The organism is Jeotgalicoccus nanhaiensis, assembly GCF_015235105.1.
Lineage (GTDB): Bacteria > Bacillota > Bacilli > Staphylococcales > Salinicoccaceae > Jeotgalicoccus > Jeotgalicoccus nanhaiensis.
Genome location: NZ_JADGLW010000002.1, coordinates 79,861 through 94,255, shown reverse-complemented (window position 1 = coordinate 94,255; position 14,395 = coordinate 79,861). Strand labels below are relative to the sequence as shown.

14 protein-coding genes are annotated in these 14,395 nt (G+C 43.8%); 4 read left to right on the top strand and 10 right to left on the bottom strand.

Going from position 1 to position 14,395, the window contains the following annotated elements:
• Positions 1–34: 34 nt before the first annotated feature.
• From IR135_RS02650 to IR135_RS02630, 5 genes are all read right to left on the bottom strand, one after another.
• Positions 35–1,714: a glutathione ABC transporter substrate-binding protein gene (locus IR135_RS02650; protein WP_135096483.1), complete on the bottom strand. Its 1,680-nt coding sequence runs from the start codon at positions 1,712–1,714 to the stop codon at positions 35–37.
• 126 nt (positions 1,715–1,840) lie between these two features.
• Positions 1,841–2,083, bottom strand: coding sequence for a YneF family protein (locus IR135_RS02645; RefSeq protein WP_092599180.1), 243 nt, complete (start codon positions 2,081–2,083; stop codon positions 1,841–1,843).
• A gap of 67 nt (positions 2,084–2,150) precedes the next feature.
• Entirely contained in the window at positions 2,151–4,136 is a 1,986-nt protein-coding gene (tkt, locus tag IR135_RS02640) for a transketolase (protein ID WP_135096481.1), read from the bottom strand.
• Positions 4,137–4,151: 15 nt separating this feature from the next.
• Entirely contained in the window at positions 4,152–4,397 is a 246-nt protein-coding gene (locus IR135_RS02635; RefSeq protein ID WP_135096479.1) for a DUF896 domain-containing protein, read from the bottom strand.
• A 91-nt stretch (positions 4,398–4,488) separates the two neighbouring features.
• A complete protein-coding gene (locus IR135_RS02630) occupies positions 4,489–4,803 on the bottom strand; it encodes a hypothetical protein (protein ID WP_135096477.1) in 315 nt (104 codons plus the stop codon).
• A 142-nt stretch (positions 4,804–4,945) separates the two neighbouring features.
• Between IR135_RS02630 and lexA the strand changes: the two genes are divergently transcribed.
• Positions 4,946–5,563: a transcriptional repressor LexA gene (gene lexA / locus IR135_RS02625; protein WP_115884528.1), complete on the top strand. Its 618-nt coding sequence runs from the start codon at positions 4,946–4,948 to the stop codon at positions 5,561–5,563.
• Positions 5,564–6,061: 498 nt separating this feature from the next.
• On the opposite strand, the gene IR135_RS02620 is transcribed toward lexA, so the two are convergent.
• From IR135_RS02620 to panB, 3 genes are read right to left on the bottom strand one after another with little or no spacing between them, the layout of a single operon-like run.
• Entirely contained in the window at positions 6,062–7,051 is a 990-nt protein-coding gene (locus IR135_RS02620; protein ID WP_135096476.1) for a CAP domain-containing protein, read from the bottom strand.
• A gap of 12 nt (positions 7,052–7,063) precedes the next feature.
• Positions 7,064–7,903 (bottom strand): pantoate--beta-alanine ligase, encoded by an 840-nt coding sequence (gene panC / locus IR135_RS02615; RefSeq protein WP_135096475.1) that lies wholly within the window; start codon positions 7,901–7,903, stop codon positions 7,064–7,066.
• On the bottom strand, positions 7,904–8,704 hold the full coding sequence (panB, locus tag IR135_RS02610; RefSeq protein WP_135096474.1) for a 3-methyl-2-oxobutanoate hydroxymethyltransferase: 801 nt from the start codon (positions 8,702–8,704) through the stop codon (positions 7,904–7,906).
• Positions 8,705–8,776: 72 nt separating this feature from the next.
• On the opposite strand from panB, the gene IR135_RS02605 reads away from it, so the two are divergent.
• On the top strand, positions 8,777–9,661 hold the full coding sequence (locus IR135_RS02605) for a ketopantoate reductase C-terminal domain-containing protein (protein WP_135096473.1): 885 nt from the start codon (positions 8,777–8,779) through the stop codon (positions 9,659–9,661).
• 41 nt (positions 9,662–9,702) lie between these two features.
• Here the strand turns inward: IR135_RS02605 and IR135_RS02600 are convergent, their stop codons facing one another.
• Both IR135_RS02600 and IR135_RS02595 read right to left on the bottom strand, forming a co-directional pair.
• Positions 9,703–10,320, bottom strand: coding sequence for a DedA family protein (locus IR135_RS02600; RefSeq protein ID WP_135096472.1), 618 nt, complete (start codon positions 10,318–10,320; stop codon positions 9,703–9,705).
• Positions 10,321–10,350: 30 nt separating this feature from the next.
• Positions 10,351–11,808: a protein adenylyltransferase SelO gene (locus tag IR135_RS02595; RefSeq protein ID WP_135096471.1), complete on the bottom strand. Its 1,458-nt coding sequence runs from the start codon at positions 11,806–11,808 to the stop codon at positions 10,351–10,353.
• A 173-nt stretch (positions 11,809–11,981) separates the two neighbouring features.
• On the opposite strand from IR135_RS02595, the gene IR135_RS02590 reads away from it, so the two are divergent.
• Both IR135_RS02590 and IR135_RS02585 read left to right on the top strand, forming a co-directional pair.
• Positions 11,982–13,085, top strand: a complete 1,104-nt coding sequence (locus IR135_RS02590; protein WP_135096470.1) for a hypothetical protein — start codon at positions 11,982–11,984, stop codon at positions 13,083–13,085.
• Positions 13,086–13,212: 127 nt separating this feature from the next.
• The gene (locus tag IR135_RS02585) at positions 13,213–14,289 is read left to right on the top strand and encodes a hypothetical protein (protein WP_135096469.1); all 1,077 of its coding nucleotides are present in this window, start codon (positions 13,213–13,215) and stop codon (positions 14,287–14,289) included.
• Positions 14,290–14,395 lie beyond the last annotated feature (106 nt).

Sequence of the window (14,395 nt, the reverse complement as noted above, 5' to 3'; positions counted from 1 at the left end):
TAACTGACAAAAGCAGCCAAGAGGTATTTCCATATTATTTAAATCTCACCGTATCCAAATGCACTCTTCCTGTCGGATCAATTTCAACTTCACTTAATGAACTTTCATTATATCCAACTGCAAACTGGACGTGGAACAGATATGATGATGGTGATTCTTCAACTAGAATTTCTTCGATATCAGTATAAATCTGCTGACGTGCTTCGTCATCAACTTCCGCGCGTCCTGCATCTAATAACTCATCGACTTCAGGGTTGTCGTAGAACACACGGTTACCTGCCGCACCCTGGTTTTTAGAGTGGAACAATGCGTACAGACCATAGTCTGCATCGCCTGTTACCGTCGTCCATCCAAGGATAAACATTTCATGGTTGCCGTTCGCAAGTGTTTCTAAATATGCACCCCACTCGAACTGCTCAATCTCTACATTAATATTAAGTTCAGCAAGTTCATTTTGAATATAGACAGCTGTATCGATAATCTGCTGATCGTCGTTAACCCAGATTGTTGTATCGAATCCGTCTGCCATATCAGTTTCTGCTAACAGTTCTTTTGCTTTTTCAATATCGTATTCCTGTCCTTCAAGGTCTTCAGAATATCCCCAGACACCCGGAGCCAACGGACCTTTGGCAGGAATACCCATGTCATCGTACACGCCTGCTACAATTTCTTCGCGGTCAATGGCATATGAAATTGCCTGACGCACCTTGATGTCGTCGAATGGTTCTTTGTTTATGTTAAATCCTAAATATGACATACGAACTGAATCTTTAACTGTTAATGCAGTATCCGCGCCATTTTCAATACGTTCAACGCTCGCAGAGTCAACATCCGTTGCGATTTGTACACCGCCTGTTTCGAGCTCTGCCATACGTGCACCGCTTTCAGGAATTACTTTGAATGTTACATTTTCAAAGTAGCGGTCTCCGCCCTGGAAGTCTTCAAATTTCTCCAGTTCTACTGTATCTCCCGCACTCCGTGAAACATATTTCAGATGGTTTGTTCCATTAGGCTCAGACCCGATTACCGTACCCACGTGTTCTGAAATTTGCTCCTTAACGGAATCGTATTCTTCCCCGCCTGAGTCACGTGCTTCATAATATTCTTCCAGTGTCATATCAACACCTGCTGCATCCAAAGCTGCCTGATAATCACTGTCAATCAGTTCCTTAGGCATAATGCCTGCCGTACTGTGAGCCAGGTGACTTGCCAGCGGCGCAAAAGGTATTGAAGTATGTATATTAATTTCATAATCATTTACAACTTCAACTTCTTCAATCATTTCAAAAAGAAAAAGTACTGGTGAAGCTAACGCTTCGTCCCTAACTCTGTCAAAAGTTGCGACTACATCTTCTGCAGTAAAATCTTCACCGTTGTGGAAAGTTGTACCTTCACGGAGTTTAAAATTCCATGTTGTTTCATCAACTTGCTCGTATTCAGTAGCGAGCCCCGGCTGTAATTCCATATTTACATCCTGATCTAATAATCTCTCATAAATATTTGTTCTTACCTGACTTGAAGCAGAATCATTTGAACCATGCAAGTCCAGCGACACTACATCCGCCATCGTCCCAATTGTTAAATCCCCTGTATTTTCACTTTCAGCTGCGTCATCCCCGGCCGCTTCTTCTTCGACGTTTTCATCACTCGAACAAGCCGCCATAACAGTTAAGAAAGCGATTACAAAAAATGCTAAAAAATTTTTGTGTTTCATTCTATTTTACCCCCTTTGCGTGATAAATTTATTATATCCATGCCGATAACAAAATTGCAATATTTTTCTAAAAATTAAATAAATATAAAAAACACGCATTTTTACAATGCGTGTTTTCATAAGTCTTTACTTCTTTTTGTCTTTTTTAGCTTGTTCTGATGATTTATTCATCATACTCAGCATTTGATTAATTTTCTTCTGAGAAGGTTTCTGACCCATCTGCATCATCATAATTCTGAGCATGTCTTCATTAATAGGAGGGTTTTTCTCCAAGTAATCCATCATGTATTTTCTAGAGATCCAAAATCCTAATGCGAAACCACCAATGAGGGCTACGATTACGATCAATATCCATATCCAAGTCGCCAAAAATGCTCACCTCTTTTCCGTGTAAACCACTATTTAGTTTACCTTAACGGACATCTAAATTCAATGCTTATTTACTGCGGATAATATTTGCCAGGTTTTCTACGGTAAAGCCGTAGCGTTCAACGACTTCCCCGCCCGGTGCACTTGCTCCGAATGTATCAATTGTTAACAGTTTGCCTTTTATGCCGACAAATCTGTGCCAGCCGAGGCTCGCAGCCATTTCAACTGCTGTTCGGTTTTCAATGTCAGTGTTTAGCACTGATTCAATGTATTCTTCATCCTGCTTTAAGAATGCCTGGACGTTTGGAATTGAGGCAACTTTAATATTTACGCCTTCTGCTGCCAGTTTTTCTGCAGTTTCAACTGCGAGTGAGACTTCACTTCCTGTTGCAAAGACAATTGCATCGTCTCCGCCGTCATAAGCGAGGTAACCGCCGCGGCGTACGCCTTCTTCGACTTTTTCTTTATCAATATCCAAAACAGTGAGATCCTGGCGTGTCAGTACTAAAGCTGTCGGTGTGTCATCAGACTCCAGTGCAACTTTCCAGGCTGCGCGCGTTTCATTGCCGTCTGCCGGACGGATAACATTCAGATTTGGAATGGCACGTAGACCCGCCAGCTGTTCAACCGGTTCATGTGTCGGCCCGTCTTCTCCGACTGCGATAGAATCGTGAGTGAATACGTATGTTACCGGCAATTTCATCAGTGCGCTTAAGCGTACTGCAGGCTTCAGATAGTCACTGAAGACAAAGAATGTTCCTGCATAAGGATAAACCCCGCCGTGTGCAGCCATTCCGTTAATTGCCGCTGCCATCGCAAATTCTCTTACACCGAACCATATATTGCGGCCCGCATAATTGTCTTTCGAGTAGTCGCTCGCTTCTTTAACATTTGTTTTGTTACTTCCCGCAAGGTCAGCTGCCCCGCCGAAGAAAGTCGGAATTGATTTTGATAATTCCTGAATCATATCTCCCGAGTTGCCGCGCGTTGCTTTTTTCATTCCCGTTTCATAAACTGGAAGTTCTGAAGCATAGTTTTCAGGCAGTTCGCGTTTAACCGCAGCTGTGAAATCATTGTATTTTTCTTCATCCGCAGCTTTAAATGATTCAACTACTTTGTTCCACGCAGCTTCTTCAGCTTCCCCGCGTGCAGTTAAAGTTTCATTGAAGCGCGTGTAAACTGACTCGTCCACATCGAATGTTTTCAGGTGGTCAAGTCCGTATGCTTCATAAGCACCCTGGCGTTCAGCATCGCCGAGCGGCGCGCCGTGAGCATCCGACTTGCCTGATTTGGTCGGTGCGCCAAAACCGATAACCGTTTTCACTTCGATCAGCGTCGGTTTATCGCTTTGTTTAGCGTCGGTGATTGCTTTATCGATTGCCTCTAAATCGTTGCCGTCTTCTACGCGCAGATAGTTCCAGTTATAAGCTTTAAAACGTCCCGCAACATCTTCTGAGAAGCTCTTGTCAAGATCGCCGTCGAGTGAAATATCATTTGAATCGTAAAGTACAATCAGCTTGTTCAGTCCGAGGTGGCCTGCAAGTGATGCCGCTTCGTGCGAAATCCCTTCCATCAGGTCGCCGTCTGAAGCAAGCACATAAGTATAGTGGTCAACCACTTTATGGTCGTCTGTATTAAATACAGAATTCAGGTGTGTTTCCGCCATTGCCATACCGACACTCATAGCGAATCCCTGTCCAAGCGGACCTGTAGTAATTTCTACGCCGTCCGTATGTTTAAACTCAGGGTGTCCCGGTGTTTTGGATTCGTACTGTCTGAATTCCTTTAAGTCATCCATTTCAAGAATGCCTGAAAGATGAAGCAGGCTGTAAATTAACATTGAGCCGTGGCCTGCGCTCAGCACGAAACGGTCTCTGTTAAACCAGTCGACATTTTTCGGGTTAAAATTTAAATGTTTTTGCCACAGTACATACGCCATCGGCGCTGCACCCATCGGCAGACCCGGGTGGCCTGAATTTGCTTTTTCAATTGCATCAATACTTAAAGAACGAATTGTATTGACCGCTAATAAGTCAGTCTTATCAAATGACATTTACTTTCGACTCCTTTAATTCTTTTCATTATTATTTTTATCTTTGTTGCGTAATGCCTTAACTTTGTCAGGGGTAACATCTTTACCTTCCGGATCAATCACTTTAGTATTTTTAATCTGTTTCTTAAAAGAACTTCTAAAGTTGGATAAATATTCTTCTCTCAGACCGGTCAGCTCTTTAAGTTCCGCTTCAGATATTTTATCTTCACGCTTTAACTTTGCCAGCTGGTTGAGACGCTGTAATTTTTGATCGTCTAACATGAGCTCCACCCTTTCCAATATAATTTACCATAAAAAAGGTGCGGAAACCAAATGGTCCCGCACTTTAATAGATAATATATACACTAATTATTTAATTTCTGCTGGAAACGTCATAATTAACCCGTTCCGTCAGTGTCCCGCTGCTGATAAAACCGTTTGCCGGCCGTTTTTCTTCAGCTGTTTCATCTTCCGCCTCTTCAGGTTCATCAATTGACGAAGCCGATACTGTACCGTTCGCTTCTTGTTCGATTGTTTGATCATCTTCATTTTCTGAAAATGCAGTATTTTCATGAGAATGTACGTTCTCCGCATAATCAGGTTCAACCATATTAAAACTATATAAAAGCCCGAAGCTTAGCATTACCGCGAATAATCCCGTGAGCGTCTTGAAATCTTTCATTGTCATTAATATCCACTCCTAAGAACAAATGTTTGTAATAACAATATAACAGAACACTTGTTCGCAGTCAATATAAATACGAACAAATGTTTGTAAGTGATTACACTATATGATAAAATTTAATTAATATAAGGCTGGAGGTAAAATTATGAAAGATTTAACAGACAGACAAAAAGATATTTTTCAATATATAAAACGCAGCGTAAATGATAAAGGCTATCCGCCGAGTGTCCGCGAAATCGGCAATGCCGTCGGACTCCAGTCGAGTTCAACGGTTCACGGCCATCTGGCAAAACTTGAAACTAAAGGCTATATTAAACGCGACCCGACAAAACCCCGCGCCATCGAAATCGTTCAGGCATCCGATGACAATGCTTCACCGGTCATTCATGTGCCGGTGCTCGGTAAAGTTACAGCAGGTCTGCCTATTACAGCCGTAGAAAACGTCGAAGAGTACTTCCCTCTGCCCGAACACTTTACGGCAAATCATAACAGTGAAATTTTCCTCTTGAATGTCGCCGGCGACAGTATGATTGATGCCGGTATACACGACGGCGACCGGGTCATCGTGCGTAAACAGAACATCGCGCACAACGGTGAAATTATCGTCGCTATGACAGAAGACGACGAAGCAACTGTTAAACGCTTCTATAAAGAAAAAGGCTACTACCGCCTGCAGCCGGAAAACACTTCGATGGAACCAATCTACCTCGATAACGTTATCGTCCTCGGTAAAGTCGTCGGCCTGTTCAGAGAATTTGTTTAATATAATATTAATTTTGACCGCCCGGGACTATGTGTCCCGGGCGGTTTTTTTGTGCTGGGCGGGAGGCGCTTGCGTATGCATGAGAGTGTGTCATGTATATGTATCGTGATTTGCGTATGCATGAGAGTACGTCATGTATATGTATTTTGAATTTCGTATACATGAGAGTGTGTCATGACTATGTATCGTGGAATGCATATACATGAGCTGCCGTCATGACTACGTATCGTGGAATGCATATACATGAGCTGCCGTCATGACTACGTATCGTGGAATGCGTATGCATGAGCTGCCGTCATGACTATGTATCGGGGAATGCGTATGCATGAGCTGCCGTCATGACTATGTATCGTGATTTTCGTATACATGACGGAGTAACTCACGGCGCCTTCATTTTGTTCATCACCAAAAATTAAATCGTCCCATTGTGATTCTCTCAACCCGTTAACAAACAAAAACACCCGGATTCATCGAATCCGGGTGCACCGCCACACCATATTATTTCTGTATATAATTTTCCGTATAATACGGTATATTGTCACTGTTATACTCGATGCCGACACCTAGATGGTTAAAATTATCATTCAGTACATTCACCCGGTGTGACGGAGAGTTCAGTAAACTGTGATGGGCGAATATCGGCGATGTGTGGCCGGTCGCAATATTTTCCCCTGCCAGTCTAAATTCAACCGAGCCGTTTATCAGTCTGTCTTTAAGTGTACGGCCATCGGGTGAGTCGTGATCAAAGTAATTATTTTCTGCCATATCACTGCTGTGCCCGTAGGCGACTTGATCTGCAGAAGGATTCCGTTCCAGCAGAGAATAACCATACTCAGCACGTGTTGCATTTACTAAATTAAAATGCATTTCCTCGTTATCTTCCTTCGCAGGATGATTATAAAGATCGTTGATTTCAATTACTTCATCTTTATTTATAATCATCATGCCGTTCGCTTTATAGTTTTCATGTATATCGTAAAAGAAATATGCATAGTAGTTGCCGGCATCGAAGACATCATATTCTTCATGGTCAACTTTCAGCCGCTTCCACTGTTTACGGATATAATCGACTGGTTCGCCGTATACTTCACGCAGCTTATCCCGGTTCATTCCTTCAATACTCATATTTCCGAATGACACATCGCCCGAATTAGTGTAGCCGCCGGTCACAACGCCGTCGCGGACGAGCACCATGTGAAAGGCTCCCGGCTGGTTCATAATAACAAAGTCGCCCTCGTATTCGGAATGAACCACCGCCTCTTCATCTGTCCTGAACGAAGAACCCAGCGAATAATCGATGTTTGTTTCCTGAGTTCCGTGAACCTGTTCAATTTTTGCCGTATCGTAATTCGGAATGACATTCTGTTCCAGCCAGTAATTAAAATAATCTTCGGTCAGACCTTCCTCGAAATCGTAGGATTGTACGGCCGGTGCGATAAAGAACAAGGCTGCATATAATATTAATAACGCTGCGATCCGCCGTGCCATATTACTCCTCCATTAAATGCTGACGTATAAATTATCAATCAATCTTGCTTTTTCAAATTGCACTGCAATAAATATAATAACATCCTGATCGATGTTTTCAAGCGGCTCCAGTCCGCGCGCTGTGTAAATCGCGAGGTCATCGACAGTGCCGCTTGTCTTTTGTTCGATATGCAGCCTGATAAACGACATCACTTTATCCGTATTGACAGTGCCGTTTTTAATTTGTTCAGCAGCGTTTAATAAGGCTGCATATATTTCCGGTGCTTCCTTATATTCATCTCCGCTTAAATTGACATTGCGGGAACTTTTCGCAAGGCCGCTCTCTTCTCGCTTTGTCGGCACCCCGATAATCTCAACCGGCACATTAAAATCCCGGACATAGCGTTCAATAACCATCAGCTGCTGGCGGTCTTTTTCACCGAACACCGCAATATCCGGCCGGATAATATTAAACAGTTTGCTGACCACTGTGACAACACCTTCGAAGTGGCCCGGGCGCTTCACCCCGTCCAGTATATTCGCCATCGTTTTAATGCCGAGCGTGAATTCCATACTCTCCGGATACATTTCATCATCTTCGGGATGGAAAACAAAATCCACACCGTGCTCCCGGCAGATGTTTAAATCATATTCTAAGTCGCGCGGATAAGTATCATAATCTTCCTCCGGCCCGAACTGCAGCGGATTGACAAAAATACTGACTGCCACAAGGTCAGCGTGCTGCTTCGCTGCTTCGATCAGCGCTGCGTGGCCTTCATGCAGATAGCCCATAGTCGGCACAAGCGCAATTTTTTTACCGCTCTCTCTGTCTAAAAGTCTTCTGACTTCTTTAATACTTCCGGTATGATGCATTTATTCGTACACCCGTTTCTTATAGGTTGTTTCCTCTGTCGGGAACATTCTGCTCTTCACTTCGTTCCGGTAGTTCGTGAGCCCCTCAACAGCAACTGAATTTATATCCGCATACGGTTTAACGAATTTCGGCAGACGGTCGCTGCCGTACTGCAGAAGATCGTGATAAACGAGCACCTGGCCGTCGGTATGAATGCCTGCTCCTATGCCGATCGTCGGAATGCTGACTGATTCCGTTACCTTTTTGGCAAGGTCCATCGGAATTGCTTCCAGCACCATCATCGATGCGCCGGCCGCTTCAAGTGCTTTCGCATCCTGAAGCAGCTGTTCAGCCTGCTCCGCGTCTCCCGCCTGCATTTTAAAGCCTGTAATACCGAAGTGCTGCGGTGTTAATCCTAAATGCCCGCAGACAGGCACACCCGCTTTAACCAGTCCGCGGATAACATCGAATGAATCGGCGCCTTCCATTTTGATCATATTCGCATCGCTGTTCTGATACAATCTGATGCCGTTTTTAATACCTTCATTTACATCTGTATGATGAGAACCAAAAGGCATATCAACGACGATAAAGGTATCCCCTGCACCGCGTCTTGCCGCCTTCGCGTGGTGAATCATATCGTCCAGTGTCACCTGTACCGGTGATTCGTAGCCTAGCACGACCATTCCAAGTGAATCTCCCACTAAAATGACGTCCACATCCGCCTGTTCTGCAAGTTTTGCAGAAGGGTAATCATATGCTGTTACCATCACTATTCTGTCATTGTTTTTCATGCTGATTAAATCTGCTGTCGACTTCATAGTTTCCCTACTTTCTTAAAATTAGATATAATTATTTTACCACAAATACAAGATAAAAACGGAGTGACATATATGAAAATAGGTATTATCGGTGCGGGTGCAGTCGGCAGTATTATCGCCCGCGAATTTTCTAAACTGCCCGCTGATAAAGTACAGCTTACATTAATGGCCCGGACACCGAGGGACGGCTTTACTATCCTCGAAGACGGGGTAAAAACATATCATGAAATACAGGTTCACGATGTAAATAAAGTATCGGAACGATTTGATGTGGTCTTTATCGCGACAAAGACCCCGGCACTTAAAATGCTGAAAGATACAGTTGATAACATTACCCACAAAAATTCGGAAATTGTCTATGCACTGAACGGCATGGGCTACGATTCAGTCTTCGAAGGCGGGATTCCGTCCGTTGTTTACATCAGCGGCCAGCAGCATAACGATTACATCGAACACTTCGTCAATCAGAAAATTATTCTGCCGGAAACAGACTATACATACATCGATGAACTGATCGCGATGATTAATGTTCGTCAACAGGTTAATTTCGAACTCTTTAAAAGTTCCGATTTTCACAAAATACGCTATGAGAAGCTGCTGATAAATGTCGGTATTAACTCGGTGACCGCACTCAGCAAAAATACCTCAAAAATATTCGAAGATGATAAGATGGTTCAGCTGACCCGCCAGCTGCTCGAAGAAGCGATAACCGTTGTAAACAAATACAATACTGACGCTGTGCAGGTTGGTGATGACTTTACCGAAACTGCTATGGATATGTATTACAGCTATCCGCGCGACATGGGCACGAGTATGTATTACGACGTTATGGCTAACCGCACTACGGAGTTTGAACACATCCAGCAGTTTATCTATAACATGAAAGAGGACGATGACCTGCACACACCCGTGCTCGACATGGTCGTCACCCTCTTCGCCGGCTATGAAAAACAGTAAACTAAAAAGGAGAGATCACCGGATGGTGATTTCTCCTTTTTTTATTTCACTTTTTTCTTTGGCCTGAAGTAAAAGAGCCAAGCTAAGAAGGCAAGAGCTAAAATCACAAGGATTGCGTAAACAATATTCGAATACACATCCATAACTCCTGTAATATCTTCCCAGTTCTCTCCGACTGAAGCACCGAGATTGACCAGCACCGTATTCCAGATGAGCGTCCCCGCTGTGGTCAGCAGTAAAAACTTCGGCATCTTCATTTTACTCATTCCGGCAGGAATCGAAATCAGACTTCTGATCAAGGGAATAAATCTGCAGAAAAATACAGTCCAGGGACCGTACTTATCAAACCAGGCATACGACTTGTCTACATCCGCTGTCGTCAGGCGCAGCCATTTGCCGTATTTTAAGATTATCCGCTTCATCCGTTCAAGCCCGAGGATACCGCCGATGTAATACAGCACGACCGCCCCGCCGACGGAGCCTGCCGTCGAAGCAGCAATCACACCGGTTACTGACATATTAGATGCTGCAGTCATAAAACCGCCAAATGTTAAAATAACTTCCGAAGGTATCGGTGGAAAAATATTTTCCACTGCAATCAGGATTATAATTGCGGCGTAGCCAAACTGATTAATAACTTCTTCTAAAAAATTCTGCATTCTTTTCTCTGTCCCCGAAATAATTTATTTTTATGTTCCGCAGTATGTTTTAAAGTTCGGGTCAGCATCATCTTCCCCCGGTGCATCGGTATATTTCCCGCCAAGTTTATCATTAAACGGTTTCGATACAGCTTTCAGCAGCTGTTTTAATTCGCCGTAATGACCTTCTACTGCGAGATCCAATGATTTTTGAACCAGATGATTTCGCGGAATAAAACTCGGATTCGCCGCATTCATCGCGATATAAATTTCTTCTTTTTTTGCACTCTGAGCTTTCTTTCTCGCCTGATACTGTTCAAACCAGTTAATAAAGTCACTATCGTTAAACATCGGCAGTTTATCGTAATTCGTCAGATAAAGGTCCCGGAAGGTGCGTGTGTAATCCGCTTCATATTTAAACATAAAGCGAAGCAGATCATCGACCAGCTGTACATCATACTGCTCTTCATAATCCAGATCCAGTATTCCGAGCTTGTCGCCCATCAGTGAAATATACTTTCTATTATAATACTGAGGATACTTATCAAGCACTGTCTGGGCGGCCTGCACCGCTTCTTCTTCGGAGCTGTTAAACAGCGGACACAGCGCTTCTCCGAGCTTGCCTAAATCCCACTGCCCGATCGGCGGCTGATTTTTGTACCGGTAGCGTCCGCCGGTATCAATTGAACTGAAAAATGTATCCGGATTATAAACATCCATAAAGGCACAGGGACCATAATCAAGCGTTTCGCCTGAAATTGAAATGTTATCCGTGTTCATCACTCCATGAATAAAACCGACAGCCTGCCACTGTGCAATCAGTTCTGCCTGCTTCCGCACGACATGGTCGTAAAATAAGAGATACTTTTTATCTTCTTCAAGCGCGGACAAATATGGATAGTGCCGTTCAATAGCGAAGTCCGCAAGTGCCTTTAAGTCATCTTTCGACTGGCGCACGGCATATTCAAAAGTGCCGACTCTGATATGAGAACTCGCGACTCGGGTCAAAATGCCGCTCGGCGTTACTTTTTGCCGGGTCAGTTTTTCCCCAGTATCAACGACAGAAAGCGAACGTGTCGTAGAAATACCGATATTCGCCATATACTCGCTGATAATATATTCGCGCAGCATCGAATCAATCGGCGCCCGGCCGTCGCCCTGACGCGAATATTTCGTTGCCCCGGAACCTTTTAGAACAATGTCGTATTTTTCTCCATCTGTGTTATGCTCTCCTAAGAGGACGTTCCGTCCGTCACCGAGCATGTTCAATATACCGAATTGATGTCCCATGTAGGCTTGTGCAATCGGTTCTGCTGATTCCGGCAGACGGTTGCCGCTGAAAAACTCAGCATCGTCTTCAAGTGCATGCTCATCCAGTTCAAGCAGTCTTGCCATGTGGTTATTAAAAAGAACAACTTTCGGCGCCTCAGACTCTTCGGGTTCGTAAGGAGACCAGAAAGTTCGCGGCAGCGCTTTATAGTCATGTGTAAAATTAAAGCCTTTATACATTTAAAATTCTCCTCTCAAAACAAACGATCAAACTTAATCTCTAGTACCTGAGTATACTATACGCAGGAAATCTTGCATAACGGAATACTCCGTTTGATACAACAGGAAATTTTTTGTTATGTTTTTATAAAAAAGGGTATAATCAGTAGCATACAGAAATAGGAGTTGGAATCATGGCAAATGGTAAAAGTCGCGCTTCCTGGAAATATGCCTTTGCATATACCGGTATCGTTGTCGGTGCCGGCTTTGCAACAGGACAGGAAGTGCTTCAGTTTTTCGCAAGTTATGGACTTATCAGTTTTATCGGAGTTATTTTAACGGGACTCGCAGTAATGTTTATTGGACGCCAGGCGGCAAAACTCGGATACTCGACACACGCTGAATCCCACGTTCTGCCGCTGAATACCTTGTTCGGGAAAAAACTCGGACTCGTCGTTGATATTATCCTCGCCTTCTTCTTATACGGTCTCGCTATCGTGATGATCGCAGGAAGCGGCGCAACTTTCAACGAAGGTTTTGGCATTCATCCGCAAGTTGGAGCAATCATTCTGATTATACTTGCTTTTATTACATTATTAATGGATTTTGATAAAATAGTATCCATAATCGGCGTCATTACCCCGGTGCTCGTCATTGCAATGTTTTTTATTGCAGGGTATAACATATTGAATCCGATGGTCCCGCTGTCGGAAGTAAATCAGTATAACGATGTATCACGAACACCGACTGGTTTCTGGTGGTTTGATGCTATTACTTATGCCGGCTTTACGCTGGCAACAGCTTTCAGCTTTTTATCAATAATGGGATCTGAATCCGCCCGCCAATCTATCGTCAGACGCGGTGCGGTTTACGGCGGACTCTTAATCACGCTGTTAATGCTTCTGATAAACTTCGGGGTGCTGTCAATCATACCGAATGCTTACGACGTGGCCCTACCTACGATGCAGATGGCAGTAAATGTGTCACCATGGCTCGGTACCGCCTACTCGGTAATTATTATATTATTAATTTATAATTCTATCGTCGGCTTTTTATTTCCTTTCCTCGCGCGTTTTACAAAACCCGGGACAGGTAAATACAAAATGCTGCTGGCCGCCTCGCTGATTATCGGCTACTTCGGCACTTACGTCGGATTCGTCGAACTCGTTAATATTATTTACCCGCTGTTTGGTTATGTCGGCATGACTATCGGAGTAATGCTGACTATTCGCTGGGTATTTTTAAAACTTAAAGCACGAAAGCTGGCTGAAAAATTGTCGGATAATGAAGATGAATAAGATGATTAATCCTGTGACTGCCTCCCGGCAGCTGCAGGATTTTTTTTATATCTTTTTCGCTTATAATGTTTATCTTTTTTCTAATAGTTTATATAAGTTATGTAAACAACATACAGGAGATGAAATTATGTCACAAGGTAAAAACCGTGCTTCATGGCGAATGGGCTTTGCATATGCCGGAATCATCGTCGGAGCCGGATTCTCAACAGGACAGGAAGTACTGCAGTTTTTTGCCAGTCACGGACTGGTCAGTATTTTAGGAATTATACTGGCGGCGCTAATTTTAATGTTCGTCGGCAGACAGGCGGCAAAACTCGGCTTCAGATTGAATGCCGAGTCACATGAAACGCCGCTCAGGGTTCTATTCGGTGCCAAACTCGGCCTGGTCATCGATTACGTTTTAATATTCTTTTTATACGGCATCGCAGTTGTAATGATTGCGGGAAGCGGAGCAACTTTTAACCAGGCATTCGGAATACATCCGCAGCTCGGCGTGCTGATTCTTATACTATTAACATTCGGCACACTGCTGCTCGACTTCGATAAAATCGTCAATATCATAGGCGGGATTACACCGCTTTTAATTATCGCAGTAGTCATTATAACCGGTTACAACATACTAAATCCATACGTTCCCTACTCTGAGGTTAATAACTATGTGGAACCGTCACGCACCCCAAGTTCATTCTGGTGGTTCGATGCAATTACTTATGCGGGACTTGCGCTCGCGACAGCATTCAGCTTTTTATCGATTATGGGATCTGAAGCTCAGAGACACGCAATTGCCCGCCGCGGTGCAATATATGGCGGACTGATTATTATGCTGTTAATGCTGCTCGTCAATGTCGGCGTGCTGTCAATAATGCCGACAGCAAACGAGGTGCCGCTGCCGGCCATGGAAATGGCGGACAATATGGCACCGTGGCTCGGGGCGGTCTATTCAATCATTATCATTCTGCTGATTTACAATTCAGTAGTCGGATTAATGTACCCATTCCTGACCCGCTTCACCACTGCTTATTCCGGAAAGTATAAAATTATGCTGGTCGTCTCGCTTATCGCAGCCTTTATCATAGCCAATGTCGGATTCGTCGAACTTGTCAATATTGTTTACCCGATCCTCGGCTATATCGGACTCGCAATCTCACTTTCGCTGTTCATCCGCTGGATCATGAACAAAAATACGAAAAAAAAACTGCTTTAGATGATGTGAAAGAAGATAAACCCCCATCCGCCTTGTGTGGATGGGGTGTTTGTGTTGGGTGGGTGTGGTGGTTCGTGTTCTTGGTTGCCTATGTGAAAGCTACATG

Coding starts and splice junctions, on each gene's coding strand:
- IR135_RS02650 (WP_135096483.1), bottom strand. CDS start 1,714: ATGAAACACAAAAATTTTTTAGCATTTTTTGTAATCGCTTTCTTAACT.
- tkt (WP_135096481.1), bottom strand. CDS start 4,136: ATGTCATTTGATAAGACTGACTTATTAGCGGTCAATACAATTCGTTCT.
- IR135_RS02635 (WP_135096479.1), bottom strand. CDS start 4,397: ATGTTAGACGATCAAAAATTACAGCGTCTCAACCAGCTGGCAAAGTTA.
- IR135_RS02630 (WP_135096477.1), bottom strand. CDS start 4,803: ATGACAATGAAAGATTTCAAGACGCTCACGGGATTATTCGCGGTAATG.
- lexA (WP_115884528.1), top strand. CDS start 4,946: ATGAAAGATTTAACAGACAGACAAAAAGATATTTTTCAATATATAAAA.
- IR135_RS02620 (WP_135096476.1), bottom strand. CDS start 7,051: ATGGCACGGCGGATCGCAGCGTTATTAATATTATATGCAGCCTTGTTC.
- panC (WP_135096475.1), bottom strand. CDS start 7,903: ATGCATCATACCGGAAGTATTAAAGAAGTCAGAAGACTTTTAGACAGA.
- panB (WP_135096474.1), bottom strand. CDS start 8,704: ATGAAGTCGACAGCAGATTTAATCAGCATGAAAAACAATGACAGAATA.
- IR135_RS02605 (WP_135096473.1), top strand. CDS start 8,777: ATGAAAATAGGTATTATCGGTGCGGGTGCAGTCGGCAGTATTATCGCC.
- IR135_RS02600 (WP_135096472.1), bottom strand. CDS start 10,320: ATGCAGAATTTTTTAGAAGAAGTTATTAATCAGTTTGGCTACGCCGCA.
- IR135_RS02595 (WP_135096471.1), bottom strand. CDS start 11,808: ATGTATAAAGGCTTTAATTTTACACATGACTATAAAGCGCTGCCGCGA.
- IR135_RS02590 (WP_135096470.1), top strand. CDS start 11,982: ATGGCAAATGGTAAAAGTCGCGCTTCCTGGAAATATGCCTTTGCATAT.
- IR135_RS02585 (WP_135096469.1), top strand. CDS start 13,213: ATGTCACAAGGTAAAAACCGTGCTTCATGGCGAATGGGCTTTGCATAT.